Source organism: Streptosporangium brasiliense (assembly GCF_030811595.1).
GTDB classification, from domain to species: Bacteria; Actinomycetota; Actinomycetes; order Streptosporangiales; family Streptosporangiaceae; genus Streptosporangium; species Streptosporangium brasiliense.
This window is the reverse complement of record NZ_JAUSRB010000002.1, coordinates 7,083,595-7,108,453: the sequence shown is the minus strand read 5'-3', so window position 1 is coordinate 7,108,453 and position 24,859 is coordinate 7,083,595. Positions and strand designations below refer to the sequence as shown.

The window sequence follows — 24,859 nt, the reverse complement described above, 5'->3', positions numbered from 1 at the left end:
TCCCGGAGCAGGGGCTGGTAGGCCCCGGCACGCTCCGATCGCCCGGGCCGGGCGGAGACGCGTACGCCCGGCCCACCGGACGCAGCGGCCGCAGGGCCGGCCCCTGGTTGCATGCGAGCGGTCCGGGCTGGGCGTCTCGACGGCGACCCGGGCGTCCCGGCGGTCCCAGTTCGACGAGCTGGTCGATGTAGCGGTCGATGGACTGGGGCCGGCTGAAGCCGAGGATCTCGGCCAGGGCTTCCCGCGAGGGCCACACGGTGAAGTCGCCGCGCTGCTGGTTGAGGTGATACTGCCTGGACCACGGGGGGACTGGTCGAGCCCGAGCTGCGGACCCAGCACTCGGCATCCTTGGCGCGCTTCTAGTCGGTGGTGGGCCGGCCGGCTGAGCCGGGGCTGCCGGCACAGCAGGTCCGTTGGATTTTCGGCCAAGACTACGGGCACCCCCACTTCGGCGGACCATGCCCTCATCGCAATCATGCACGAGGCCGTAAGAGCGTCCAATCGAATGAAGCGCTCTTTCTTCGGCACCCGCTGGGCGGATGAGGTTGTCGGTACGCGCAGGGTTGACGTGCTCCGGTTGGCACGTATCTTTCATTCAGGAAAGTTTCCTAAGAATTCCCTCTGTTGCACATCCCCGAAGTGAGGCGCGGATCGGGGCGTACGGAACGTGAAACGACCATCCGTCACCAGTACTAGGAGAGGGTATGAGAAGAACCCTGCGCGTCCTCGCCGCAACCGTGCTCGCGGCGGGAGTCGTTACCGTCGGGTCGAGTGTGCTGAGCTCGGCGTCGGCGGGAGTCAATGACTGTGACTACACCTTCGGTCAGAACTCGTTCTCCGCCCGATGCGCGACGAACGGTCCCGCCTACGAGTTTCGCGCGTGGGTCCAGTGCATCAACGGCCGCAGGGACGGCGGCTGGGTGACGACCAACAGCGGCCAGTGGAGCATAGCGAGCTGCGGACCATGGTGGATCGACCGCCTGAGCTACGGCGTGGACGTGCGCCCGCTCTCCTGACGCGGGTACGGCGGTACCGCCGCGAGGGGCGGTACCGCTGGGGCGTGGCCGGCTGCGGCGCTTCCGGCGAGGAGCTCCTGTCAAAGAGGAGCTCCTGTCAAATGAGGTGTGATCGCGTCTGCACCGTCCATGGGCGCTGCTTAGCTGGGGGGCCGCCCATGGGCGCCGCCCACCTGGGGAAGGTTCTCACCGCACCGGCGCTGAAAAGAGAGCCGCCTCATTCTGTTGGACGCTCCAACGACCTCGTGCATGATCACGATGAGGGCATGGTCCGCTGAGGTGACACTTCATCGATCACGCTTTCTGTTCCCCGGACCGGGCGGAAGCGGCCGGATGATCAGCCTTCTGCCGGCCGGACAGAAGTGCGGCCACGGCCCGGACTGTGCCGGGCAGCTGATCGCGACGGCCGTGGTGGTGTGCCAGAGCCCTCCAGCTCAGCAGCCGCCCTCGGAGGTCGGTGAGGACCAGCGCTAACGGCTGTCCCCAGGTTCCTCAAACCCGGGCTGTCCCGGTGCGGCCCGTGTCCGCCGCATTCCGGTGGCACCCCTTGCTACGCAGTCCCGTCAGGCTTTTCCCTTGGCCTGCCACGGCGCCGAAACGCGCGAGCGCAGGATCCGACTCGGGGAGCCGAAGGCGGCCCCGCCGGGTTGCGGAACTCCAGCGTAAACAGAGTTCATTTTTGAGATAGAATATTATGTTCACAAGTTGCTAGACTCCCGGCATGCAGATTCCGACAGACAAAGAGATTCGCAGGTTGCACGCGAAACATGCGCCCACGCGGGAAGCGTTCGACCTTGTTTACACCCACTGTGAAATCGTATGTGGAATCGCAGAACAACTTCTCGACCGCGCTGACCTTGACCTCGATGCAGACCTGATACGAGCCGGCAGCCTGCTTCATGACATTGGGGTCTATCGACTGTATGACCATGACGGAAAACTCGATCACGCACGCTACCTGCGCCACGGGATACTCGGCTATGAACTCCTTCTCGAAGAAGGTTTTCCGGAAATTATCTGCCGCTTCTGCTCGTGCCATACGGGCATGGGCCTTAGCCGTAACGACGTGCAGGAACAGGGTCTCCCGCTACCGCCAGCCGACTATGTGGCAGAATCAGGCGAGGAGAAACTCGTAATGTATGCGGACAAGTTTCACAGCAAAACCAGCCCCCCAACTCTTGTTTCCGCCGCGTCCTACGCTACTCAGATCCGCCGTTTCGGCGAAGACAAGGCCCTGGTCTTCAAGTCAATGTGCGAAAGCTTTGGGGCTCCCGATCTCGCACCGTTCATCACTGCACACGGGTACGCCGTTGTATAACAGGAATTTCCTCGGTCTCGATATGTATGAACCCTGGCCTGGCTGATGAAAGAGACCGATGACCTACAGCGGGAGCGCCGCGCACATGGCGATTTTATTGTCGAGATGAAGCCATCGCGAGCCCGATACGGCTCAACTGTCGCGGCCGAGCCGTAACCGACCCAAAGAACGCCGGCGCTGAAGTGCTTTCAGCGGCTGGGCCGGTCCGCCAAGGCCCGTGAGGTGCCGCTCGCGGTGGTGGCGCACGTCCGGCGCTGCCTGGAGCCGGCGCTGCCTGGAACTGGGCGAGGATGTCATGCCGGTGTATGCCTCGCCGCGTACGGCTGAGTCGCATCCGGTGTTGGTGCGGCGCGAGGTGGTGGGCTACGCGCCGGCCAAGGCGCGCAGGATCGCGGCCAAGGCGATGACCCGGGCGGTGTGGGTGAAGAACCATCCGCCGGACCTGATCAACGTCGCGTTGGGGCGGCTGGCCCAAGCCTGGTTGGAGCCGCCGGCGTTCTCCACGCTGGACAGTATCGAGGCTGGCCCCGAGGCCGACAGAGGAGGTGACGGTCTATCAGCATGACAACCACGGACTGCTCATCCAGCAGCTCTTCAAGGCCGACCGGTCCACCGCCTCGGCCAACTGGCTGCGCGCCATCCGTGACCGCAAGCAGCCGGGCACATCGAGGGCATCGGGGCTGGGGACCGCTTCGGAGTCGATCAACGGCGTGTCGTAGATCGACTCCGAAAGGCTCTAGACGAGATTCGCTTCGTAGGCGGCGATGACCAGATGGACCCTGGTACGGGCGTCGAGCTTCAGCAGCAGGCTGCTGACGTGCGTCTTGACCGTGCTCAGTGTGACGTACAGGGTCTGCGCGATCTCCGCGTTGGACAGGCCGCGCGCCACCAGGACCAGCACCTCCCGCTCGCGTTCGGTGATGTCCAGGCGACGGACCGGTGGGCTCACGTAACGCTCGATCAGCCGCCGCGTGGCGCTAGGGCCGAGTAGGGAGTCGCCGGACGCGATGACCTGCACGCTCCTGATCAGCTCGGTCGGCGGGGTGTCCTTGAGCAGGAAGCCCGCGGCACCGGCCTGGAGCGCTCCGTAGACGTACTCGTCCAGGTCGAAGGTGGTCACGATGAGCACGCGGGCCTGCGGGTTCGCGGCGCGGATGCGGCGCGTGGCCTCGATGCCATCCATCTCGGGCATCCGCACGTCCATCAGCACCAGGTCGGGCGGTTCGCTCGCGGCGACGGCCACTGCCTGCGCGCCCGTCGCGGCCTCGCCGTACACCTGGAATCCCGGCACGCTGTCGATCAGCCGGCGGAAGCTCGCCCTGATGAGTGGCTGGTCGTCGGCCACCAGCACCTTGATCACAGCGGCAACCTCGCCATCACCCGGAAACCACGCACCGGGCGGACGCCCGCCTCGAACTCGCCGCCGAAGACGCGCACGCGCTCGTGCAGCCCCTTCAGCCCGTGGCCGTAGGGCCGCTCCCGCGCGTTCCTGCCGTCGTCGGTGATCTCCACGACCAGCTCCTCTTCCTGCCGTTCGATCATCACCGTGGCCCGCTGGGCCCCGGCGTGCTTGAGCACGTTGGTCAGCGCTTCCTGCACGATCCGGTAGACCGTGAGCTCCATCTCCCCCCGGACCTCGCCGTCGAGCCGCAGCTCCACCTCCAGGCCCGCGGCCCTGGTCCTGGCCAGGAGATCGTCGAGGTCGTCGAGCCCGGGAGCGGGGACCAGGTCTGCCGGGGTGTCCTCGCGCAGCACGCCGAGCAGGCGCCTGGTCTCGCGCAGCGCCGACCTGCTGGTCTCTTCGATCGAGCCCAGCGCGCGGCTCATCTCCTCGGCGCCGCCGATGTGCCGTTCGATGCCGGCTTGCACGGCGATCGTGCTGAGGCTGTGACCGATGACGTCATGCAGCTCGCGGGCGATGCGCAGACGTTCCCTCGCCGCCTCGGCACGGGCCCGCTCTTCTGCCTTGGCGGCCAGTTGCTCGGTGTAGAGCCTGCGCTGCCGTACCGCGGTGCCGGTGGACCAGGCCGCCACCACGATCGCCAGCACCAGCCCGAGCTGGTCGATGATCTGGCCCCGCAGCGGGAACTCCACCACCCCCTGCATCGTGACCGCCACCGCCGCGAGCAGCGCGGGCACCGCCCTGCTCCGGGTGGCCAGCGTGTAGAGCACGAGCGGCAGGCCGAACGGGTCCGCCTGCGGGATGAGGAACTCCCGCATCCCCAGCCCGCCGGCCAGCACGACCACGAACACCGCCCGCGGCCACAGGCGCCTGACCGCGAGGGGCAGGCTGGTGGTCAGGGCCACCGTGTGGTCGAGCACGTCGGGCGGCGCGGGATTACGCGAAGTGATGAGCCCGAGGAAGCCGGCTGCCAGCAACAGGGCCACCACGGTGTCGAGGAACACCCAGGCCCAGTCCGGTATCCGGCTCAGCAGGGGGAGTCGGGGCTGATCAGGCACATCCTCGACCCTAGCCACCGGGCTCGGCGGCGCGTATCGGTCTCAGGACCGATGCGCGGGCCGGCCGCCGAGGCGGATCGTGACGGACATGATCGAAGTCATCGGATTGACCAGACGCTTCGGGCAGAGCGCCGCTGTCGACGACCTGTCCTTCACCGTCACCCCCGGAAAGATCACCGGATTCCTCGGGCCGAACGGCGCGGGCAAGACCACGACCATGCGGATCATCCTCGGACTCGACCGGCCGACCTCCGGACGGGCCACCGTGAACGGCGTGCCGTACCGGACATTGGACAGACCCCTCACCCATGTCGGCGCGTTGCTCGACGCGAGCGCCGTGCAGGGCGGACGCCGTGCCGAGCAGCACCTGCAGTGGCTGGCCAGAGCCAACGGGATCTCCCGCACGCGCATCGGCGGGCTGCTGGAGCTGGTCGGGCTCGGCGAAGCGGGGCGCAAGCGGGTGGGCGGCTTCTCCCTCGGCATGAAGCAGCGGCTGGGGCTGGCCGCCGCGCTGCTCGGCGATCCCGAGGTACTGCTGCTCGACGAGCCGCTCAACGGGCTCGACCCCGAAGGCATCCGGTGGCTGCGCGGGCTGCTGAAGTCGCTGGCAGCCGAGGGGCGGACCGTGCTGGTCTCCAGCCATCTCATGCACGAGATGGCGGTCACCGCCGACCACCTGATCGTTGTCGGGCGGGGCCGGCTGCTGGCCGACACGGAGATCACGCAGTTCGTGCGGCCCGGGATGTCGCTGGAGGACACGTTCATGAATGTCATCGAAGGGAGCGCGTCGTGAACGCCGTCGCCGCCGAGTGGATCAAGTTGCGCACGTTGCGTTCGACCTGGTGGGCCCTGGGCGTGGGGGTGCTGACGGCGCTCGCGCTCACCGCGCTCGGCGCATCCACCGTGATCTCGCGCTGGGACCCGGGCCAGAGGGGCGAGCAGGCCGCGATGGGGATCGTCGTGGCCGTCTATGTCGGAGTCGTGCTGGCTCAGCTGCCGCTCGGCATGCTCGGCACCATGTCGATCAGCGGTGAGTACACCTCCGGCATGATCCACACGACCTTCGTCGCCACGCCGTCGCGCTCACGGGTGTTGCTCGCCAAGGCGTCCGTGCTGGGTGGGATCGCCATCGCCGCCTCGCTGCTCATCGCGGTCCCCGGATACCTGTACGGGCACACGGTAGCCTCCGGGTTCGACCCCACGCTGCCACCCGCCGGAGCATGGGCAGTGATCGGCGGCGGCACGCTCATGATCGTGGTGACCACGATGCTCGGCCTTGCACTCGGTGCGATCTTCCGCAACGGCGTCGTGGCCATCTCCGTGCTCGTGGTGCTCATGGTGCTGGTCCCCTTCGCCGGGCGGATGTTGCCGGTTGGTGAGGTGGTCAACCGGATCCTGCCGGGCTATCCGGCGCTCCAGCTCATCGAGCAGATGCCGGACATCATGCCGGACGCGGCCGCCTTCGCCGTCCTGGGCGCCTGGGCTGTGGTACCGCTGCTGATCGCGGTCCTCGCCAACAAGCGGGTGTCCTAGCGCTGTGTTCCTCAAACGCTGTGGGATGCCCCTGGTCAGCCCGTCTGGTTCTGGCCCCACCCACATGTGAGCGATGACCGCTGACCCAACCTTTGAGTGGAGGTGTCCCACCCATCACTCAGCGCCCGGTGTCGCCGGGCGCGAGCAAGCTGGTGAGCTCGGCGATGGCTTCTGGGGAGGGCTTGAAGTAGCGGCGCAGGTTCTCCGGCTTCTTATGCCGCGACTTGGCCATCAGCATCAGCAGGCTCGCTCCGGCCTGCCCGAGGCGCCTCAGGGCCGAGTGGCGGAACTCGTGCAGATCCCAGCCTGTGCCCGGCCCGCCGATGGCGGTGTGCTCATCCAGCAGGGCACGGGCCTGCCCATACGACAGCCGGACCAAGCCGGTGTCGGGGCACACGTCTCGCGCGTCGACCGCCTTCCCGGGGCCGGGGCGGCGGTGGGGGAGGAACACCGGGCCGCGGATGCGGCCCTTGAACAGGCGGGGCAGCAGGCGGGGCGGCAGCCGGGCGGTGCCGGCGTCCCAGTAGAGGTTTTCCAGCACGGAGTCTTCACGCACCTGGCCGCGCCGGCGGGCCTTGGTCCGCGCACCTTTGGCCTTGACCTGACATTGGCCTTGACCTGACATCGGCGTCCGGCGAAGTCCAGGTCCTCGATGTTCACGCCCAAGATCTCTTCCGACCGGCCGGCGCTCTCACACAGCATCCGCGGCCCGCACCGGCACCACGGGCCCAAAGTCCCGCCGATCACCAGCACCGCCTCCGGACAGCTGCCGACCCGCCAGGGAGACGTCAAGATCGGTTAGCGTAGAGACACCCGATTCTCCTTTTGCGGCACCGCTGATGGCAGCGATCGACCTCCCGGACGTGCGCCGACGATCGCTCGCCGGACCCGGCCGCCGCGACCGACCATCCAGCGACCGTCCCCTAGCGAAAGAGATCCATGACCCACCGGTCTGATGGCGCCCGTCCCGCCTACGCCTTCGACAACGCCAACGCCCACGCCGGAGGCCAGCACGACAGTCTCGCCCGGCTACTGGATCCCGGCACCTTCCAGCGCCTCGAACAGACCGCGATCACCGATGGCTGGGAATGCCTGGAGATAGGCGCCGGCGGCGGCAGCGTCGCCGTCTGGCTCGCCGAACGCGTCGCCCCCACCGGCCGCGTGCTCGCCACCGACATCCAGCCGCAACTCATCCCCGACGTTCCCGGTCTCACCGTGGCCAGGCATGATGTGACCACCGATCCGCTGCTGGACGATGCCTTCGATCTGATCCACGCCCGTCTGGTCCTCAGCCACCTCCCCGAGCGCCACCAGGTTCTCCGCAAGCTCCTCGCCGCGCTCAAGCCAGGTGGAGTCATCCAGATCGATGAGATCGACACCACACACTGGCCGATCCTCACCGCGGCGACACCGCAGGACGCCAAGGCCTACCACGCCTATCTCCTCGGGCTCGTCGGCGTCCTGCGCGCGGCCGGCGCCGACCCGTCCTGGGGCCCGCAGGTCGCCGCCGCCCTCACCGATGCCGGGTTCACCGATGTCGACCCACAGTGTCACAGCGAGGTATGGGGACCGGATTCAGCCGGGGCGGCGCTGCTGCTCAGCAACAGCCGGCATCTGGAGCCGGCCCTGCTGGCACACGGTCTGACGGAATCGGACCTCGAGGCGGCCCGTGCGGCGATCGTCCATCCCGTTTTCCGGGCGGTGTCCTTCACCGTGCACACCGTTCAAGCGCGCAGGCCCGCTTGATCGCAGAAGATCCGGCCATTCATCAGCGGCCCGCCCGCCGCGAAGCGAACGGCACCACCCGCACCTGCCGACTCCCTCGATCGTCGGGAACGCCCGCCTTCTTGGTAGGCAGATGCTTGGGTAGGCAGATGAAAGGCCCGATGCGGGGGAAACTCCTGCCTGACAACGGAGCCGATCACGCACAGCTACGTCACCCTGAGTGACGCCGACCCGAGTGGAGGGCCACAGACCGGCCCTCCGCTCCCGAGCGTGTCCCCAGCCGCCGGGTAGCTGTTCCACACGTCCTCGCCCTTGATCCGGGATCGGCATCGCCCCGGTGTCATGGGGTCCCGGTAGTGCTCGCCGAAAATCCAACGAATATCGCCGACCAGCGTCGATCTGGAGCATCTGGGCAAGGTCGGCGGCATCCTCGGTCCAGTCCACCGCACCCACCGACCGGCGCACCAGTCCTGCGGCGCCCTCACATCAGGGCAGGTCAGGGGTATATCCACTGGATTTTCCGCGATTACTGCCGGGCCCCTTCGTGGCCGACTGTCATCACCGGTCGAAGCATTAAACGGATAGTTCATCCGATTGTGGTACTGTCCCACCTAGGCGGATGAACTATCCGGTTATCTGGGTGGAGGGGCTCATGATGAAGACAGCTGTGGTCACGGCCGGCACGGGGGGCATCGGCCTGGAGACCGCGCTGGGGCTGGCCGCCGCAGGATTCGCGGTCACTGTGGTCGGGCGCGACGCCGACCGGGGAGCCAGGGCGGTTGAGCGGATCAACGCGACGCAACCGGCGCACCCCGGCCGGTTCCTGTCCGCCGACCTCGCCTCGCTCGACCAGGTCCGCGCGCTGGCCGACAGCATCGCCGCCGACCACGCCGCGTCGGGGAAACCGTTGACGGTGCTGGTCAACAACGTTGGGGCGATGTTCGCCGAGCGCGCGGACCTGGGGGGCGTCGAGGCGTCGTTCGTCGTCAACCACCTCTCGCCGTATCTGCTGACCGAACTACTGCTGCCCACGCTCACCGCCGGGGCGCCGAGCAGGATCGTGAACGTGACCTCGGGCGCGGTCGGCGTCGCCAAGCGGGTGTTCGACGCGGTCGAGCCGCCAGGCGGCTACTACGGCTTCCACTGGTACGGCCGCGCCAAGCTCGCCAACCTCGCCTACACGCTCGACCTGGCGAGGCGGCTGGACGGCACAGGCGTGTCGGTCTTCGCCGCCGATCCCGGAGGCGCCGCGACCGACATGACCAACGGCACCCTGACCGACCCGAAGATCGTCTCTCCTGCCCTGCGGCTGCTGTGGCCGCTGGTACGCCGCAAGTTCGAACGCTCCACCTCCGGTCCGGCGTCCGCGGCGGCCAGGCCCTCGATCACCGCCGCCACCGACCACGCGCTGACCGGCCGGACCGGCCTCGTCATCGGGCCCCAGGCACACCCCGTCGCCCCGTTCCGTGCGGCGACCGACCGCCGCATCGCCGAGGCCGTACACCTGCTCAGCGAGACCCACGCGCCTGCGGCCAGAGCGGATGCATGACCATCGGCAGGTGCGCCCCCGGCCGCCCGCCGGTCACACGACCAGCGCCGGCGCGCTCCCGTCGCTCTCTCGGGAAACACGCCGAACTCCCACCGCTCCCCGTTCGCCCGTTCCGCATGAGGACACAACCATGACCGTCGAACCAGTAGCTGGAGATCATCATCGGCTTCCTCGGCCAGGAGCACGACGCGCGCTGACAGCCTGCGGTGGGCGGGCCAGGCAGCCCGCCCACCGCCCGACAGCCAGGTCTCCCGGGAACGCCCGCATATGATCAGACGACGAGCCTGTGAACCAAGACGAGCAACCTGGATTCTTCCCACATGACGACCACACAGCTGCGCAAAGACGCCGCCCGCAACTGGGAGCGGATCGTCGCCACCGCCCGCGACCTGGTCGACCAGGGCACCGCGTTGCAGCTCAACGACGTCGCGCGCCGGGCAGGCCTCGGGGTCGCCACGGTCTACCGGCACTTCGCCACCCCCGAGGCACTACTGGAGACCGTCGCCGCTCCCTGCCTGGAAGCCCTGGCCGCGCATGGCGAGCAGGCTTTGGCCGACGCCGACCCCTGGCGGGCGCTGGAGGGCTTCCTGTCCCGCATCGTCGAAGCACAGGTCACCGACGCCGCCCTGCCCCCGGTCGCCGCCGCGACCACGGACACCCTGCCGCGCACCACGGAACTCAAGAAGTCGCTCGCGTCGGCCGGCACCACACTCCTCGAGCGGGCCCGCGACGCCGGAGCCGTCCGCCCCGACCTCGCCGCGGCCGACCTCGTCCCGCTCATGTGCGGCATCGCCCACGCCGTGACCGTCCACGGCGGCACCCCCACCGACCGGATCGACACCGCCCACCGTTACCTGGCCACCCTGCTCGAAGGCATGCGCCCCACACCGCCGAACACGTGAGCTCCAGGATCACGTTTTCTCACAGACGACGGCCACCACCTATGGATGATCATGCGGGCCATGGAGGTACGTGAGCGGGACTACGGGTTTTCCTCTGCTCAGCAAGACGAGATCTGGCGGCGCCGGCGCGACGGGGAGTCGTTCAACGCGATGGGCCGTGCGCTGGGCGCGCCGATGCACCACGTCCGCCGGCTGCCCGCCCACCGGAGTGCGGAGGGCCCTGCCCTGGCCGTCTTCAATAACAGGCTGTACTGCGTGCACCGCGGCTCCGGCGGCCAGAGCCTGTGGTGGACCAGCTTCAACTCGGCCCACTGGAGCCCCGACACCCGGCTGCCCGGCCACCTGAGCGCTCAAGGCCCCGCCATCGTCTCCTACCGCGGACCCTACGGCACCGAAGACCAGCTCTTCTGCGTCCACCGCGGTCACGGGTAGAAGCCGCCGCTGCCGCCCGCGAAAAGGCATGCTGCGCGTTCTTCGCCTTCCACGTCACCAGCGACGGCGAGCAGGTGATCTGGGACTGCGCCGTCAGCGACAACGACGACGCACGCGCCCTGCTGGAGGAGTACTACCTCCTGCCCGACACCGCAGACCGGGGTCCCCGTGGCTTCGGCCGGAAGTCCAACGGATATGGGTGCGGCTCCTTCTGAGGGAGTGGCTGAGCTGGGGGTTCGTGGTTGGGGCCTGGTTGGGTGAGCGATCACCGTCCTACCGTCTGAGGCAAGGCGGTGATGGCGATGGGCTCGTTGCTGGAGGAGCTGGCGCGGCGGGAGGCTGCGGCTCGGCGTCGGATCGAGGGGCTGCGACAGCCGATCGGCCCTACTTCTCCGGTAAGCACCGCGTGCACGGGATGAACGTCCCGATCATCGCCACACCGGACGGGACGATCCTGTGGACCTCGGGCGCGCTGCCCGGCAGAACCCATGACCTCACCGCCGCCCGGATCTGGGGCATCCTGCGCGCGTTGGAGAAGGCCGGCATCATCACCCTGGCCGACAAGGCGTATCAGGGGGCCGAGGGCCCGGTCGTCACTCCGTACAAGGGCAAGAACAAACCCCAGTCCCAAAAGCAGGCCAACCGCTCACACGCCCGCCTACGCGGACCCGGCGAGCGTGCGAACGCCCAGCTCAAGAGCTGGCGCATCCTGCGAAAGCTACGCAGCAGCCCCAGCAAGGCCGGCCACCTGTGCAAGGCCATCGCCGTCCTCCAAAATCACCGCGCCGCACAGGCCGCACGAGGATGAAAAAGGTCAGTGTTGCAACTTGGCGAAGGGGCCTGCGTCGTATACGCGTCGCCGCGGGTGCTCGGGCAGTCACCTCCATAGCATTTCAGATGGTGACGCGTGTAATCGCTCGATAGCCAGGGCTCTGTAAAGCCGTCGCCTCAGCCTGCCCAGGCCCGAACCCCGAACCCGTCATCCAGGCCGAATCTCCCAGGTAGGCCGTGCCTCAGCGCTGATCGTGGGCCAGTCGTGGGCCAAGTACATCTCTCGGGGGAGGGTAATCGACGTATGCCCAGGTTGGGAGGCTTATCCTATGAAAGGTGCAACCCTCTCCGGAGCCAGGAGCGCAAGTTCGAATCTTGCAGGGGGCACACGATCTTGACCAGCAGTTTTGACTGCTGACCAGGGTGAACATTGTAGATACGGACGGGCCTCCAGTCTCACGGAGTCCCGCCCGTTCTCGTTGACGCTCGCAGGTTGTGGGCCAGTTGTGGACCATGATCGAGCCGGTCCCCAGCCAGTGGTGCTTCCTCAGCTGCGTCGATCCTGGCGCGCGTCAGTAGATCCCCATCGCCCTGGTGGTGAACGCTCGTAGGCGGCCACGATCAGCACGAGAGCGCGTGTGATGCGCTGGATGGTGATGGACTCGTGACATACGGCATAGATCCCGGCGATCTAGACTTGCTTTGCTCCAAGAAGCGACACCTCGTTCGGACCTCGCTATCCACGTAGGAGTCTCGCATGCAAATCCGCCGCACTCGCCTCGCCCGCAGCGTCGCCTCGCTGGCCGCCGCGCTGACCCTCGCTGGCGCGCTCGCCGCCCCCGCCTCAGCGTCCGCCAACCGCTCCGCTCTGACGTACTTCACGGTCAGTAGCGGCAACGGGTGCGTGCAGGCGTCGTTCGATTACACCTATACCTATATCAACACCTACAACGGCCGGAAGGCCTACAAGGTGTATCTGAGTGGGCAGCTGACCGGTTATAACAGCGACTGCTACTACGGCGACTACGGCGGCGCGCTCCAGTTCAAGGGGTACAGGTACTCCGGAGGTACGTGGACCAACCACTCCGCGACCACCTTCGTAAGCTATGAGCCCGGCGACGCCACGATCGGGGTCACCACGGACGATCTTCCGGTCGGCCTGTACTCCGACCTGCACTTCCGAGCCTGCAACAAGGGTCCGACGGGTTACGTCGGCACCTGTGGGGCCTGGACGGGCTCGTGACCCCGGACGACCGCCCCCAGGCCAAGCTCCGCGGCCCTGGCGAACGCGCGAACGCCCAGCTCAAAGCTGGCGCATCCTGCGCAAACTCCGCTGCTGCCCCAACAAGGCCGGTCGCCTGGGCAAGGCCATCGCCGTCCTTCAGAACCACCACATAGCTCAGGCCGCGAGGATGTATAGGAACGGGCAGGCCTCCAGTCTCGAGGGAGTCATGCCCGTTCTTGTTGGCGCTTAGATCCAGCTCGCGTCGTCACCGTTTTGTCCGCCGTAAGGGCGCAGGGCCTTCCTGAATGGGGAAGCAATCGACAGCATGCCCCGATCAACTTTTTTCTGCTCTGCCGGACATGTGAAGGGTGATCAGCTCGCCTCGTGAAGGTTCCCTCTGTGCCAAGCTCAAGTGAGACAAACAGGGACTAAGTTCCTTAACTGATATGAGCAGGGCGAGAACGGGTATCGAGCACAGTGACCATGACCAGCCACGACCTTCAACGCGGTGACGGCCCTCGGGGTGACCGGCCCAGACGGCGGTACTTCTCGGCCGAGTACAAGCTGCGGATCGTCGCGGAGTACGAGGCCGCGCCGGACGGTGAGAAGGGCAGGGTCCTGCAGCGCGAAGGTCTCTACAGCACGAGCATCGACCTGTGGCGTCGCCAGCGCGACAACGGCGAGTTGACCGCCGCCGGTCCGGCGAGCTCCGCGCGGGCGCGTAAGACGCCCGAGCAACTGGAGCTGGAGCGGCTGCGTAAGGAGAGGGGTGCGACTCTCCCTCAGTGAGTGCCTGAGCTGGGCTTTTGTAGACATGACTGTTTGATCCGGGAACTAACTGCCTTTTACTGTGAGTGCAGACCCGTGAGGCGGTAGTGACGATGAGCTCGTTGCTCGAGGAACTGGTACGGCGCGAAGCCGCGGCCCGCCGGCGGATCGAGGAGATCCGCGAGCAGATCGCCGCGCTCACCTCACAGATGCGGGACGAGCAGGACCGCTTGTCACGGCTGACGATCACACGGGAGACCGTCGAGGAAATCGTGGGCGAAGCGGCCCAGCTGCTCGATGAGCCCAATGGACAGGCAAAGGCCGCCGACGCGGCCGGCACCGGCCCGCCAGCACAGCCGCCGGTGCTGGGTGTGGTGACGGTGCCGCACTGGCGACCCGGCATGAAGGCGGCGGTGCTGCCGCGCGCGTACCGGGACGCGGTGGAGATCATGGCCGATGCCGGGCGGGCGATACGGGCCGGGCAGATCGCGGTGGCGATGGGAATGCCGGATGAGGCCGCCAAGAGGGAAGGGCTGCGCTCCAAGCTGAAGCGGCTGGTGGAACGCGGCTGGGCGAAGGAACAAGGGCCGGGACTGTTCACGGTGACCGATCCGGTGGCCCGCGAGATGGCCGGGCAGGATGGCGCGGCGTCACGGGACGCAATCGCGTCGTCACCAGTCGGGTGATTGTGGCGGGGCTCTCCCGCCGTCAGGTTCGAAGGTGCCACCCAACCGACCCCGACGAAGGAAGAGCCCTGTGCAGGCACCGTACGACACCGAGGCCACCGCTGACGTCTTTGCGAAGGCGAAGAACACATTCAACTGGCTCATCGGACACCTCACCGACGCGCAGACCGGGACGCTGCCCCATAACCGGCTGGAGGAGACCATCACCGAGCAGGGCCGGGAGCTGCAGCGCCTGCTGCTGCAGGCCCACCTTGACCTGCGCGCGCTGCGCGAGCGGGAGCAGGTACGCCACGCCCGCCACCCAGACGGTGGCGCCGCGGGGGTGATCGGCGCGGACGGGGTGCCGCGGCGGCGGGTGGAGCTCGGGCACCACCGCCTGCTCGCCACGGTGACCGGGACGGTGACGGTCACCCGGTGCGCGTGGCGGGCCCCGGGGGTGCGCAACGTGTATCCGGCGGACGCGGTGTTGTCGCTGCCGGCGGTGCGGCACTCGGCCGGGCTGGCCAAACTCGCGGTCATCGAGACGGTGCGCGGCTCGTTCGATACCGCCCTGGCGGCGATCAGCGCGCGCTGCGGTCAGGTGATCGGCAAACGGCAGATCGAGCAGTTGGTCGCCCAGGCCGCGGCCGATGTCGACGCCTTCTACGCCGCGCGAGCCGTGCTGCCGTGCACGGCGTCCACGGTGCTGGCGATCAGCGTGGACGGCAAGGGCATCGCGATGCGCCCCGAAGCGCTGCGGCCCGCGACCGCCAAGGCCGCAGCCCGCGCCCGGGCCACGTTCCGGACGTGGCTGGCGGCCGGGGAGAAACCGGCGCGCAAACGGATGGCGACGCTGGGGGTGGTCTACGACGCCGAACCGGCGCCGCGGCGGCCGCACGATGTGATCGCCGTCCCCGGCGGCGGGCGATCCGGCCGGCGCCTGCCACGGGCCCGGCCGAACGCGACGCGCAAGTGGCTGTGCGGCTCGGTCATCACCGGCCCCGGCCCTGTGATCGCCAAGGTGTTCGACCATGCCGAGGCCCGTGATCCCGCGCATGCCCGTCCCTGGGTCGTGCTCGTCGACGGGGCCCGCCACCAGCTCGACCTGGTCACCGCCGAAGCCGCCCGGCGTCGCATCCGCGTCCGCATCGTGATCGATTTCGTGCACGTACTGGAGAAGTTATGGGCTGCTGCGTGGAGTTTGCACCCGCCCGCGGCGCCGGCTGCGGAGGACTGGGTCGCCGGGCACGCCCTGGCCCTGCTGTCCGGGCACACCGGCCAGGTCATCACCACGCTGACCGCGCAGGCCGCCACAGCCGGCGCGCAGCACCGTGACGGCATCGACGCGTGCATCCGCTATCTGTCCAACAACGCCGGGCATCTGCGGTATGACCAGGCACTGGAGGCGGGATGGCCGATCGCGACCGGGGTGATCGAGGGCGCGTGCCGTCATCTGATCGCCGACAGGTTCGACCTGGCCGGGGCGCGGTGGGGCCTGGCCGGGGCCGAAGCGGTGTTGAAGCTCCGCGCGCTGGTCGCCAACGGTCATCTGGAGGAGTACTGGACCTTCCATCTCGCCCGGAAACACGAGCGCATCCATCAGACCGGCTACCAGGACGGATACGCCCTTACGGCTTGATCGCTTCAGTCACTCAGGAGGAGCCGCACCCAACGGATATGCCTCTGGCCTGCATGGACAACAGGGCTCAGGTCTGGCCTGTCAGCCTGAGACCTCCGCATAAGCGCAGGTGAAAGGGGGGCCCGTAGCAAACGGCGGAAATCCAACGGATTCAGGTCTGACCTGCGACTACTTGGGTTCCGGTGAGACGGGGCGCTCCGGGCCTCTGCGCCGACCTGCGTTGCCCGCTGTATGTATGCGGCAAGAAGCCTGACCGACCTGGGCGTGCAGTTCGAGACGCTGACGCTGGAGGAACGCGTCGACCGCATGACGACCAACCTCGGACTGTTCCTCGACCGGGTCTTCAACGGTTAGGGAAACTGCGGGGGTGTGTGCGGCCCCGCCGGGAGGATGGGGCCGCACCGCATTCGTCAGACGCGGGTCGAGGGGCTGTAGCCGTGGTAGCGGACGGTGTTGTTGAGGAACGCCCACACATGGGACCTGACCAGCGTGCCCACGGGGATGCTCGCGTAGCAGGTCGTCGAGTAGGTGTCCTTCGCCGTGCACGCGACGACCTGGACCCACTCGCCGCGGTAGTACTTCTCGATGCTGCCCCTGATGCGCCAGTTGCCGAGCTCGGTGAAGTCCTGGACCTTCAGGTACGTCTGCCCGCCGCTCGGGCCGAGGTGGGCCTCGCCGTACACGCTTCCGCCGCCCACGGTGACGGCGACCACGTAGCCCATCGCGGCCGACGCCTGCGCCGGGGCGCTGGTCAGAGACAGGGCAAGGACAGACGCCGCGAGGGCGGGAAGCAGTTTCATGATCTTCATGGGGGAATCATCCAGGGATAACTGCCCGTATGTCCATAGGTGGGCGGTTAGTACTCCAGCGGTAGTAGGCGAGTTCGCCGGTGGTGCGGTTACGGCGGATCAGGAGACAGCGGCGGCCGGGGGTCGGATCGGGCAGGTCGATGTGGGCCCAGTCGTAGAAGCGCTGCCCCTTCGCGCCGGCCCCGGCGGACAGCTGTGCCAGGCCCGCTTGGGGAGTTTCTTGGCCAGGTTGTCCGCGCGGAACTTGCCTGCCTGAGTGGTGACTTCGTGGTTGCAGGCCACCGCGAGGACGTAGCCGGTGCTGCGTTCCTCCAGGACGGCACGCGGTTTCGGGTTGCCGCCGTAGACCTCGTCGCCGGTCACCCAGCGGGCGTGGTGGCCGGCGTCAAGGAACCGAGCGGTCATGCGGGCGGCCAGTTCGGGCTCCGTCACGAACGCGTTGTCCGGGTCGAGTCCGGCCGCCTGGCAGCGGTCGGGCTGGTCAGTCCACGAGCGCGGGATGTACAGCTCCCGGTCCACCGCGGCGTGACCTCGCTGACCTGCGTAAACCAGGTAGACGGCGACTTGGGAGTTCTCGATTCTGCCCGCGGTGCCGGTGTACTGGCGTTGGACACCGACGGTGTCGGTGCCCTTCTTCACGTCGCCGGTCTCGTCGACAACGAGCACCGCATGGTCGTCATGGAGGTGTTCGACCACGTAGTCGCGTAGGTCGTCGCGGACGATGTCGACGTCCCATTTGGCGCGGTTCAGCAGGTGCTGCATGCCATCTGGGGTCGCCTCTCCGGCCCATTCGGCGATGGTCCAGCAGTTCTTGCGGGGCAGGTCCGAGAGCAGTCCGAGCACCAGCCGCCGTATCCTGCGGCGGGGTTCGACCCGGGCGAACCAGCCCGCGATCCGGTCCATCAGGCACTCGAATGCGTCCTGCCAGCGGGCAGGGTCTACGCTGTGGCCTGCGGCCACCGCGTGATCGTTTGCCATCAAACACCGATGATCAACGGTGGCCGCACCCGCGTCCGCACCGGCCCTGCCAGCGTGATCAGGGTCCACCGCTGGAGTATCAGTCCAGAAAGATTCCGGCGAGGCGTGGCAGGCGGCGACGCATCTCATCGCCGTCGGCGACGTCCCACCGAACTCCGGCCGGCTCGGTCATGGCGCTGAGCGGGCCGGCTTCCGGGGAAGCCTCCAGCGCCTCGTTGAGCCCGTCCGGTTCACCGGTGAGACGTTGGTAGGCCCGGTGGGCCACCTGGTTGAAGTCCTCGTTCCCGATGAGCACGTCCCCGCCGTCCTGCACCCCCGGATGGTCAGCGAGAGAGTCCGGATCGGCGAGCGCGCGCTCGTACCAGTGCCGGCCGAGCGAGATGAGGCCCTCGCGGAAGTCCATAAACCCGTCGTCGGACCACCAGCCTTCGATGAGGAACGCCGCCGCCCACAGTTCGTACCGGTAAGCATGGTCGCGCAGCTGCCACTGGCGCAGGGAAAACTGGACGATCTCGGCAGGCGTGCGGCTCACAAGCCGCTCCTCGCACGCGCGCTCGATCGCGTCGCGCCGATCGTCGAAGTCCAGTTCCAGCGCGTCAACCTCGGCGCACGCCTCGTCTATCAGGGCCCAGAACTCCTCGACATCCATCACGGCCTGAGTATGCCAGGCGCTTCGAAACCCCACGCCTGCGCCACAACCGGCGCCAGACCAGCACACCGCCGGACAACGGCCATGCACCCATGGTGGCGCCCCCGGCGCCACCCAAGGGCCGCGCTCAGGGGGAGCTGATCCGCCGTTACACCGTTGACCGCAAATTCCCGCAGCGCCAGCGTGATCACGATCCACCGCTGGAGTACTAACCATCGAACCTGACGGTGCGGGCCACTCCCAGCGGGTGGCCCGCACCCGCGGAGTCTTGAACTTCGCCGCGCTCATCGCCTCCGACGCCGGCCTGCCCGAGCTGGCCGCCGATCTGTGCTGGAGGCAGCACAAGGTCTTCGCCGAGGCCGGCAGACTTGGCCAGGACATCGCCGTCATGGCGTTGATGCCGGTGGTGAACATCGCCCGGCTGCTGATCCGCGAAGGCGACGGCGAAGGCGCCTACGACCTACTCCAGCGGCTGTACCGCGCCGCTCAGCGACGCGGCACCACCGTGATCCGCAGTCATGACGTCGACCTGTCGGGGTTGATCGGTACGGACGCGGACCACCGGAAGGTGTGCGAGGAGCTGTGGGGCACGCTGCTGATCGACGGGGCACGGGCCCTCGCCCGAAGGCCGCTGGAGCGAGGCCACCGACGCCATGGCCGCGCACCGCGGTATCGGCAACCGGCTCCTCGACGGCCGCCAAATCAAGATCATGTCCTTGATGGAGGCGGGCCTCACCGACGAGGCCACCGCCATGATCGACTCCAGTGTCCCAGCGGAGCCGTGGGAGCACACCGTCGCGGCGCTCCTGCGCATCTCCTGCCGGCCGGCCACGTCGCCGGCATCACAGCAGGAACTGGATCGTGCGGTGCGGGAAACGCTCGCGCTGGTCATGCAGCCCGACCGATGACCGCGGCGTTCCGGGCCCGGCTCGGTTTGACCGCGGTCGACCTGACCGCCGACCAGCCCACCCCGCACGACTGCGACCTCCGTGCCGCGGTCATCGACGTCGCGTCCGGCGACGCCTACGCCGCCCGCGACGTCCTCGGCCACCACTGGCTGCGCTCCCAGACGACCCATGAGCAGCACCAGGAAGTCGCGGCCGTGCTCACCGCCGCAGGACTCGGCGCCGGGAGCCTGCCCGCAGTCCACCTGGACGCCCTCACCGCCGCGGTCAGTCAAGGAGAAGAACGGCTGTGCACTCTGCTCACGCTCGCTGCTCACGCTCGGCCGGGAGACCGCATCCGATGTGGCCCCCGGGCCGGCTGTGTGACCTGCTCGGGCACGTTACTGCGCAGCCTCCCATGTAGGTTCCTCCGCGGCCACGTCGTCGTACAGGCGCTGGTACGTCGCGTAGTGCTGCCGTCCGGCCGGGGTGATGCGCAGCAGCAGCGGCGGCAGCGGCTGGCCGACGTTGGTCCGGTGCGAGTCCGCCAGGTGCCGGATATCGGTGTGCTCGGCCAGTGGGCCGGCGCGGAAGCCGGTCAGCGCGGCCACCCCGGTGCCGCTGCGGGTGATGTGCTTGTCGATCTGCCACTTCAGCAGTCCCACGGCGAGTTGCTTCGTCATCTCGGCCGGGCGCGGGTTCGCGTAGGCGCGCTGTTCCTGCTCGATGATGGCCTGCACCTGGTCAGGGGCCTGTATGTCCCGGTATGCCAGCTCGGCCAAGTCCTTCCACGTGGGGCGGGCCAGCAGGCCGCGCGGCTTGGCCACCCGGTGGTCGGCCAGCCCCGTGTGGGCGCCCTCGAAGGGCTCGGTCGGGTCGTCGGCGACCACGTCGGGGTGCAGCTCCCGGTAGTACGCCAATGCTTCGGACAGTGGGCGCGGCCCAGCTCCGTGATCCGCACCCGGTTGCTGTTGAACTGGTTCTCCCGCGTCAGGGGCGGCCTGAACTCCTCCATGTACTCGCCATCCGGGCGATCACGCAGCAGCAGGCCATTCCATGACAGCGCAAGGTCGAGCCGGGCGCACGGCTTCCAGGTACACCGACGTGAACACGGGATCGCCGGACGGCGTGCCGGCGCAGTGCAGTTGAGGGCCGAAGGTCCCGACGAACTGAAGTCGTACGGCACTGCACACCGGCGGCCGCAACCGGTGTGATGGGAAGTAACAACCCCCCTTGAAAGGAACGGCCATGGCCACCACCGCAGGACGCCGCATCTCCCCCCTCCCCGCTCAGGACACCGCTCTGCTCTCGGACGGAACGCATCGGGCCCGCTACGCTTGGGCCGCCGCGCGCATCGCCCTGGGCTGGGTCTTCCTGTGGGCCTTCTTGGACAAGACCTTCGGCTGGGGCTTCGCCACCCCGGCGCAGAAGGCCTGGGTCTCCGGCGGCAGCCCCACCACGGGCTTCCTCAAGGGCACCAGCGAGAACGCCCTGGGCGGCTTCTTCTCCGGCCTGACCGGTCAGGCTTGGGTCGACTGGCTGTTCATGCTCGGCCTGCTCGGTGTCGGCGCCGCCCTGATCCTGGGCGCCGGCATGCGCCTGGCCGCCACCGCGGGCACCCTGATGCTGGTCCTCATGTGGGCCGCTGAACTGCCCCTGACCACCAACCCGTTCCTGGACGAGCACCTGATCTACTCGATCGTCCTGATCGGCTTGGCTCGGGCGAACGCCGGCGACACCTGGGGGATCGGCGCCTGGTGGAGCCGCACCCCGCTGGTCCGTGCCTACCCGGTGCTCAAGTAGATGCCCGTTCGCACCCCTGCCCCGCATCCACAGCGCCCACCCTCCCAGAGGGTGGGCGCTGTCGTATGTTGATGCCACACTTCGGGATATGGCGATCAATGAGCCGCGTTCGGTGATCCCGCCCGCACGCAGAAGGCTGAGGAGATCGCCATGGCCGCGCTCACCGACTCGGCTCGTCTGAGCCGGGTCACCGACGCCTGTCTCTGCCACGGCTGGGCGGGCCTGCTGACCCTCACCTCAGCGGTCCAGCAGACCGAAGAACGCCTACGCACTCTGCTCACGCAGCTGGAGGACGCCCGGCAGTAGGGCGCGGCCAGCTCCGACGACCTCGCTCACGTACAGGTCCGGCATGAGGCCGCCCAGGACCACATCATCGACCTGCGCGGCGGCAGCCCATCCGTGACGGAGCGAGCCAGACCCACCCCGAGCTGGCCCGCGGTGACCTTCGAGCGCGAATCACTCGTGCAGCTCACGCATCGTGCGGTCGTGGTCGGCCTGCGGGCCAAGCCGACGCTGGCGTGCCGATCATCGAGATGATCGGCGTCCTCGATTGGCCGCGACTCGAAGAGTCCATCGTAAATCCAGTACTAGATACCGTACGGCGGAGGGTGATCGTCGGCTCGATCATCGTCCGGCGTTGTGTCCGTGACGTTGCCGATGGGTGTGGAAGTACTGTTCCGACTGCGGCGAATGCGCCGCGCAGCGTAGGCCTTCCAGCGCTTCGACGGCGGCGGGAAGATCGGTTGAGGGTCCGGCTGGGATGGGGCGGGCATGGATCACCCCGTGTTCGTCCACATACACCTCGCTCTGCTCGAAGAGCGCGTCGCAGGCGAGCATCACGATTGCCGGGTCGCGTCGCTCGGCGTCGCCGGCCTCTTCCCGCCGCTTGATGTGGGCCACGTGAAGATAGGAGACCGGAAGCGTCGATCACAGGATGTATTCCTCCATCAGCTCGGCAAGGTGGACGATGGCGGGCCACGTGGTGGCGATCGTTGTGTGGGCATGGAAACGCCGCTGTGCATGGACGTACATGGCCCAGTCGGCTGGGTTGTCGCCGTCTTGGAGGAAGGCGGCGACGATCTCCAAGGAGGCTGGATTGGAGCAGGTCCAGGTTCGGCTGGCTGTTGCGGCCGGGTCGAACTTGGTGAGGGCGAGAGGAGTCTGGTTCTGGTCGGAGCGTGGGTTGATGCCCCAGAACGCGCGGTGCCCGACCTCGACAAGGCCAGAAAACCGTCCGTAGCGTGGTCGAGTATCGCCTGGGTGGTTCCTGTCGAACAGTGGTGCACACCCTGCGGGACGAGCACGGTGAGAACGCCGTCACAGCCGCCGACAGCGCGCCGGATGACCTCGCGGTCGTCGGTGAGGCCGGGAAGGATCGTGATCCGCCCGGCGAACTCATCGAGCTTGTGGATGCTGCTCTCCCGGCACACGCCGACCACCTGGTAGCCGCAGTCCAGCGTGTGCCGTACCAGGTAGCGCCCGAGATTGTCCGAGGCCCCGCCACGCATACCTTTCGAGGGTTCAGCCGGTGCTGAAGGTCTCGAGATCGGCCAACGCCGCTACCTGGCGTTGCGGCTCGGTCAGGCCCGTTCCCCGCTCGGTGCCGGTCAGCAGCAGGAACGCATCGAACAGGTTGAACATGGCGGCGTCGAGCATGGCCGCGTAGAGGAGGCTGAAGGCCGCCGCCAGCAGTGAGGGCACGGGGCTGACCGATCGCACCTCACCGAGATGATCGTGGACCACGCGCTCCAACCCGGGTACGCCTACGCGGACGGGTTCGAGTACGGACTCGATCTGGTTCTGGATGGGCTGGAACGCGCCTTGGCGGCATCCTGACGTCCGGCCGAGGTGGTTGTAGCGGATCGGTTATCGATCTGGGCTCCATCGAAACCGCATCGACGTCCACGGCATGCGCGTTCTGATCGCGGGCGCGACCATGCCGACTGGGGATAGGACCTTTCCCGGCCTCTTAACGCCGTACTCGGCGGTGCCTGACGGTCGGTGCCCGGCGCTCCCGGCCGCTCCAGTGGAAAAGCGGCCAGCATCTGGAGAAGAGCGGCGGATGCCGGCTTCGCCGACATCGGTGGCTGTGACATCAGAGGAGGAGCGCGGCGACACTGGGCTCCCTTCTGATGTCGCACGCGTTGTGGGCGTCAGTGGCCATTGGCGCGGATGGATGTCACCTCAGTGCTCTCGGGCCACAGTTGCCGAGGGGCGCGGCAGATCTCCATGAACTGGTGGTCGGGCACCGGCGAGAACCCCCAGCGACTGTAAAGCCCGTGAGCATCGGTCGTGGCGAGCAGGACGCGGCGCACCCCGGCGACCCGGGGGTGCTCGATCGCGGCTCGGACCAGCCTGTCGCCCAGCCCGCAGCCCCGATGTTCGGGCAGGACGAACACGTCGCAGATCCAGGCGAAGGTGGCGTTGTCCGTCACCACGCGGACGAAGCCGACCTGTGCGCCGCCGGTCGTGTAGGCGCCCAAGCACAGCGAAGTGCGCAGTGAGCGAACGACGGTTTCGCGGGGGATGTTTGCCGCCCACGGCGCTTGCTTGCTGAGGAAAGAATGAACAATGTCGACGTCGATCCGGTCGGCGTCGTCGTCGACGACGTAGTTCTCGCATCTCATGCTCTCTCCTGACTGAACGCGCTGCTGCTCGGCATAACCCTGGCGCACCGCAGCGCAGGGCCGGCGGCGGTGACCTGTCCCTGTGGTCGCCTGGATGAATGAGTTCAAGGGGTAGCTGCATAGGGACATGGCTGCGGAGATAGGACGAGGGCGCCCACCCTCGGTTTGTGACGACCAAGTTGGACACCCTCGCAACCGCACTCTACGTGAAGATCGACGGCCTGCTGAAGGCTCCTCCGCAACTGGCCCCATGACGCCCGAAAGCCGGTATCGCGCCTACGCTCAGTGATGCCGAGCTGGTGACACTGGCGGTGCTGTTGGCCTTGCTGGGGTTTGTCTCCGAGCGGCGCCGGCTGCGCTATGCCCACGCGGATCTGCGGGGGATGTTCCCTTGTCTGCCGCAGCAGTCCGGGTACGGCAAGCGGCTGCGCAAGGCCCTCCGGGCTGGTCTTGACCTGATCCAGAGGCTGGCCGCCAGCACCTCGCTGTGGAGCGACGATGTGTGGATGGTCGATTCCACCCCGGTGGAGTGCGGCCGCTCGCGCGAGACGGCCCGGCGCAGCGAGCCGGCCGGGTGGGCGACCTACGGCTACTGCGCCAGTCACTCCCGGTATTTCTGGGGGCTGCGGCTGCATCTGGTGTGCACCCTGGGCGGGCTGCCGGTGGCCTTCGCGCTCACCGGCGCCAAGGCCGACGAACGCGAGGTTTTGCTCCAGACGGTCGATGCCGACCCCGCCCTGGTGACCACCCATCCGAGCCAGACGATCATCGCGGACAAGAACTACTACGGCCGCGCGTTCGAGTCCGCCCTCACCGATCGGGACTTGAGGTTACTGCGCCCGGCTCGTCGAGGAGAACCCGAACGGGCCGGTGCGCGGTTGTTCAGGCCGTTACGGCAGACCATCGAATCAATCGATCAGACCTTCAAGGGGCAGCTCGACCTGGAACGACATGGCGGCCGCAGCCCTGCTGGAGTCATCATCCGGGTCCTGGCGCGGATCTTGGCGCTGACCGCCGCGATCTGGCACAACGACACGACCAGCCAGCCGATCAAGCGATCCCTGATCGCCTACGACCACTAAGCGTGACCACACCCCTTGGACTCA

30 protein-coding genes and 4 pseudogenes are annotated in these 24,859 nt (G+C 67.8%); 22 read left to right on the top strand and 12 right to left on the bottom strand.

What is annotated here, in order from left to right; genetic code table 11:
- The first annotated feature begins 704 nt into the window (after positions 1-704).
- The 4 genes from J2S55_RS41350 (at position 705) to J2S55_RS41335 (ending at position 3,053) form a co-directional block, all read left to right on the top strand.
- Positions 705-1,016 carry a hypothetical protein gene (locus tag J2S55_RS41350; protein ID WP_306872564.1) on the top strand — a complete coding sequence of 104 codons (312 nt, stop codon included), beginning with the start codon at positions 705-707 and terminating at the stop codon, positions 1,014-1,016.
- A 721-nt stretch (positions 1,017-1,737) separates the two neighbouring features.
- Positions 1,738-2,334: an HD domain-containing protein gene (locus J2S55_RS41345; protein ID WP_306872562.1), complete on the top strand. Its 597-nt coding sequence runs from the start codon at positions 1,738-1,740 to the stop codon at positions 2,332-2,334.
- A gap of 295 nt (positions 2,335-2,629) precedes the next feature.
- Positions 2,630-2,899 carry a hypothetical protein gene (locus tag J2S55_RS41340; RefSeq protein ID WP_306872558.1) on the top strand — a complete coding sequence of 90 codons (270 nt, stop codon included), beginning with the start codon at positions 2,630-2,632 and terminating at the stop codon, positions 2,897-2,899.
- Positions 2,880-3,053 (top strand): hypothetical protein, encoded by a 174-nt coding sequence (locus J2S55_RS41335; protein ID WP_306872555.1) that lies wholly within the window; start codon positions 2,880-2,882, stop codon positions 3,051-3,053. The genes J2S55_RS41340 and J2S55_RS41335 overlap by 20 nt, the downstream gene beginning before the upstream one ends.
- Positions 3,054-3,070: 17 nt before the next feature.
- Here J2S55_RS41335 and J2S55_RS41330 read toward each other — a convergent pair whose 3' ends face one another.
- Both J2S55_RS41330 and J2S55_RS41325 read right to left on the bottom strand, forming a co-directional pair.
- Positions 3,071-3,694, bottom strand: a complete 624-nt coding sequence (locus tag J2S55_RS41330; RefSeq protein ID WP_306872552.1) for a response regulator transcription factor — start codon at positions 3,692-3,694, stop codon at positions 3,071-3,073.
- The gene (locus J2S55_RS41325) at positions 3,691-4,794 is read right to left on the bottom strand and encodes a sensor histidine kinase (protein WP_306872551.1); all 1,104 of its coding nucleotides are present in this window, start codon (positions 4,792-4,794) and stop codon (positions 3,691-3,693) included. Before J2S55_RS41325 ends, J2S55_RS41330 begins: the two co-directional genes overlap by 4 nt.
- 88 nt (positions 4,795-4,882) lie before the next feature.
- On the opposite strand from J2S55_RS41325, the gene J2S55_RS41320 reads away from it, so the two are divergent.
- Complete coding sequence (locus J2S55_RS41320; RefSeq protein WP_370879756.1) at positions 4,883-5,587, top strand: ABC transporter ATP-binding protein; 705 nt, start codon at positions 4,883-4,885, stop codon at positions 5,585-5,587.
- On the top strand, positions 5,584-6,327 hold the full coding sequence (locus J2S55_RS41315) for an ABC transporter permease (protein ID WP_306872548.1): 744 nt from the start codon (positions 5,584-5,586) through the stop codon (positions 6,325-6,327). The genes J2S55_RS41320 and J2S55_RS41315 overlap by 4 nt, the downstream gene beginning before the upstream one ends.
- A 118-nt stretch (positions 6,328-6,445) precedes the next feature.
- Here the strand turns inward: J2S55_RS41315 and J2S55_RS41310 are convergent, their stop codons facing one another.
- On the bottom strand, positions 6,446-6,883 hold the full coding sequence (locus J2S55_RS41310; protein WP_306872545.1) for a site-specific integrase: 438 nt from the start codon (positions 6,881-6,883) through the stop codon (positions 6,446-6,448).
- A gap of 383 nt (positions 6,884-7,266) precedes the next feature.
- Between J2S55_RS41310 and J2S55_RS41305 the strand changes: the two genes are divergently transcribed.
- From J2S55_RS41305 to J2S55_RS41250, 12 genes and pseudogenes are all read left to right on the top strand, one after another.
- Positions 7,267-8,073, top strand: coding sequence for a class I SAM-dependent methyltransferase (locus J2S55_RS41305; RefSeq protein WP_306872543.1), 807 nt, complete (start codon positions 7,267-7,269; stop codon positions 8,071-8,073).
- Positions 8,074-8,704: 631 nt separating this feature from the next.
- Entirely contained in the window at positions 8,705-9,601 is an 897-nt protein-coding gene (locus J2S55_RS41300; RefSeq protein WP_306872541.1) for an SDR family NAD(P)-dependent oxidoreductase, read from the top strand.
- A gap of 320 nt (positions 9,602-9,921) precedes the next feature.
- Positions 9,922-10,503: a TetR/AcrR family transcriptional regulator gene (locus J2S55_RS41295; RefSeq protein WP_306872538.1), complete on the top strand. Its 582-nt coding sequence runs from the start codon at positions 9,922-9,924 to the stop codon at positions 10,501-10,503.
- 60 nt (positions 10,504-10,563) lie between these two features.
- Positions 10,564-10,935 (top strand): hypothetical protein, encoded by a 372-nt coding sequence (locus tag J2S55_RS41290; protein ID WP_306872536.1) that lies wholly within the window; start codon positions 10,564-10,566, stop codon positions 10,933-10,935.
- 74 nt (positions 10,936-11,009) lie between these two features.
- On the top strand, positions 11,010-11,150 hold the full coding sequence (locus J2S55_RS41285) for a hypothetical protein (protein ID WP_306872535.1): 141 nt from the start codon (positions 11,010-11,012) through the stop codon (positions 11,148-11,150).
- Positions 11,135-11,743 (top strand): transposase family protein, encoded by a 609-nt coding sequence (locus J2S55_RS41280; protein WP_370879755.1) that lies wholly within the window; start codon positions 11,135-11,137, stop codon positions 11,741-11,743. Before J2S55_RS41285 ends, J2S55_RS41280 begins: the two co-directional genes overlap by 16 nt.
- A gap of 720 nt (positions 11,744-12,463) precedes the next feature.
- The gene (locus tag J2S55_RS41275; RefSeq protein ID WP_306872532.1) at positions 12,464-12,949 is read left to right on the top strand and encodes a hypothetical protein; all 486 of its coding nucleotides are present in this window, start codon (positions 12,464-12,466) and stop codon (positions 12,947-12,949) included.
- An 8-nt stretch (positions 12,950-12,957) separates the two neighbouring features.
- Positions 12,958-13,097: pseudogene (locus tag J2S55_RS41270) on the top strand (IS5/IS1182 family transposase); the annotation flags it as partial.
- A 317-nt stretch (positions 13,098-13,414) separates the two neighbouring features.
- Positions 13,415-13,720, top strand: coding sequence for a transposase (locus J2S55_RS41265; protein ID WP_306872530.1), 306 nt, complete (start codon positions 13,415-13,417; stop codon positions 13,718-13,720).
- A gap of 101 nt (positions 13,721-13,821) precedes the next feature.
- Positions 13,822-14,385, top strand: a complete 564-nt coding sequence (locus tag J2S55_RS41260) for a hypothetical protein (RefSeq protein WP_306872528.1) — start codon at positions 13,822-13,824, stop codon at positions 14,383-14,385.
- Positions 14,386-14,455: 70 nt separating this feature from the next.
- Positions 14,456-16,003, top strand: a complete 1,548-nt coding sequence (locus tag J2S55_RS41255) for an ISKra4 family transposase (RefSeq protein ID WP_306872525.1) — start codon at positions 14,456-14,458, stop codon at positions 16,001-16,003.
- Between the two features lie 231 nt (positions 16,004-16,234).
- Complete coding sequence (locus tag J2S55_RS41250; protein ID WP_306872522.1) at positions 16,235-16,357, top strand: hypothetical protein; 123 nt, start codon at positions 16,235-16,237, stop codon at positions 16,355-16,357.
- A gap of 56 nt (positions 16,358-16,413) precedes the next feature.
- Here the strand turns inward: J2S55_RS41250 and J2S55_RS41245 are convergent, their stop codons facing one another.
- The 3 genes and pseudogenes from J2S55_RS41245 to J2S55_RS41235 all read right to left on the bottom strand — a co-directional run bounded on the left by J2S55_RS41245 (position 16,414) and on the right by J2S55_RS41235 (position 18,439).
- Complete coding sequence (locus tag J2S55_RS41245) at positions 16,414-16,812, bottom strand: hypothetical protein (protein ID WP_306872520.1); 399 nt, start codon at positions 16,810-16,812, stop codon at positions 16,414-16,416.
- Between the two features lie 58 nt (positions 16,813-16,870).
- A pseudogene (locus J2S55_RS41240) lies at positions 16,871-17,772 on the bottom strand (IS701 family transposase); the annotation flags it as partial.
- 97 nt (positions 17,773-17,869) lie between these two features.
- On the bottom strand, positions 17,870-18,439 hold the full coding sequence (locus J2S55_RS41235; RefSeq protein WP_306875827.1) for a DUF4240 domain-containing protein: 570 nt from the start codon (positions 18,437-18,439) through the stop codon (positions 17,870-17,872).
- A 653-nt stretch (positions 18,440-19,092) separates the two neighbouring features.
- Here J2S55_RS41235 and J2S55_RS41230 point away from each other — a divergent pair.
- Positions 19,093-19,347, top strand: coding sequence for a hypothetical protein (locus J2S55_RS41230; protein WP_306872518.1), 255 nt, complete (start codon positions 19,093-19,095; stop codon positions 19,345-19,347).
- Between the two features lie 377 nt (positions 19,348-19,724).
- On the opposite strand, the gene J2S55_RS41225 is transcribed toward J2S55_RS41230, so the two are convergent.
- Positions 19,725-20,243, bottom strand: coding sequence for a hypothetical protein (locus J2S55_RS41225; protein ID WP_306872516.1), 519 nt, complete (start codon positions 20,241-20,243; stop codon positions 19,725-19,727).
- Between the two features lie 328 nt (positions 20,244-20,571).
- Here J2S55_RS41225 and J2S55_RS41220 point away from each other — a divergent pair, with 328 nt between their 5' ends.
- Both J2S55_RS41220 and J2S55_RS41215 read left to right on the top strand, forming a co-directional pair.
- Positions 20,572-21,126 (top strand): DoxX family membrane protein, encoded by a 555-nt coding sequence (locus J2S55_RS41220; RefSeq protein WP_306872513.1) that lies wholly within the window; start codon positions 20,572-20,574, stop codon positions 21,124-21,126.
- 150 nt (positions 21,127-21,276) lie between these two features.
- The gene (locus J2S55_RS41215; protein ID WP_306872510.1) at positions 21,277-21,432 is read left to right on the top strand and encodes a hypothetical protein; all 156 of its coding nucleotides are present in this window, start codon (positions 21,277-21,279) and stop codon (positions 21,430-21,432) included.
- A 318-nt stretch (positions 21,433-21,750) separates the two neighbouring features.
- On the opposite strand, the gene J2S55_RS41210 is transcribed toward J2S55_RS41215, so the two are convergent.
- The 5 genes and pseudogenes from J2S55_RS41210 to J2S55_RS41190 form a co-directional block, all read right to left on the bottom strand.
- Complete coding sequence (locus tag J2S55_RS41210) at positions 21,751-22,026, bottom strand: hypothetical protein (RefSeq protein ID WP_306872508.1); 276 nt, start codon at positions 22,024-22,026, stop codon at positions 21,751-21,753.
- Positions 22,027-22,053: 27 nt separating this feature from the next.
- Positions 22,054-22,404, bottom strand: a complete 351-nt coding sequence (locus J2S55_RS41205; RefSeq protein ID WP_306875825.1) for an RNaseH domain-containing protein — start codon at positions 22,402-22,404, stop codon at positions 22,054-22,056.
- Positions 22,405-22,424: 20 nt separating this feature from the next.
- Positions 22,425-22,634: pseudogene (locus J2S55_RS48740) on the bottom strand (NAD(P)-dependent oxidoreductase); the annotation flags it as partial.
- A gap of 13 nt (positions 22,635-22,647) precedes the next feature.
- Positions 22,648-22,878 (bottom strand): hypothetical protein, encoded by a 231-nt coding sequence (locus tag J2S55_RS41195; RefSeq protein ID WP_306872505.1) that lies wholly within the window; start codon positions 22,876-22,878, stop codon positions 22,648-22,650.
- Positions 22,879-23,279: 401 nt separating this feature from the next.
- Positions 23,280-23,753, bottom strand: a complete 474-nt coding sequence (locus J2S55_RS41190) for a GNAT family N-acetyltransferase (protein WP_306872502.1) — start codon at positions 23,751-23,753, stop codon at positions 23,280-23,282.
- A gap of 167 nt (positions 23,754-23,920) precedes the next feature.
- Here J2S55_RS41190 and J2S55_RS41185 point away from each other — a divergent pair.
- A pseudogene (locus tag J2S55_RS41185) lies at positions 23,921-24,835 on the top strand (IS982 family transposase).
- The last annotated feature ends 24 nt before the right edge of the window (positions 24,836-24,859 follow it).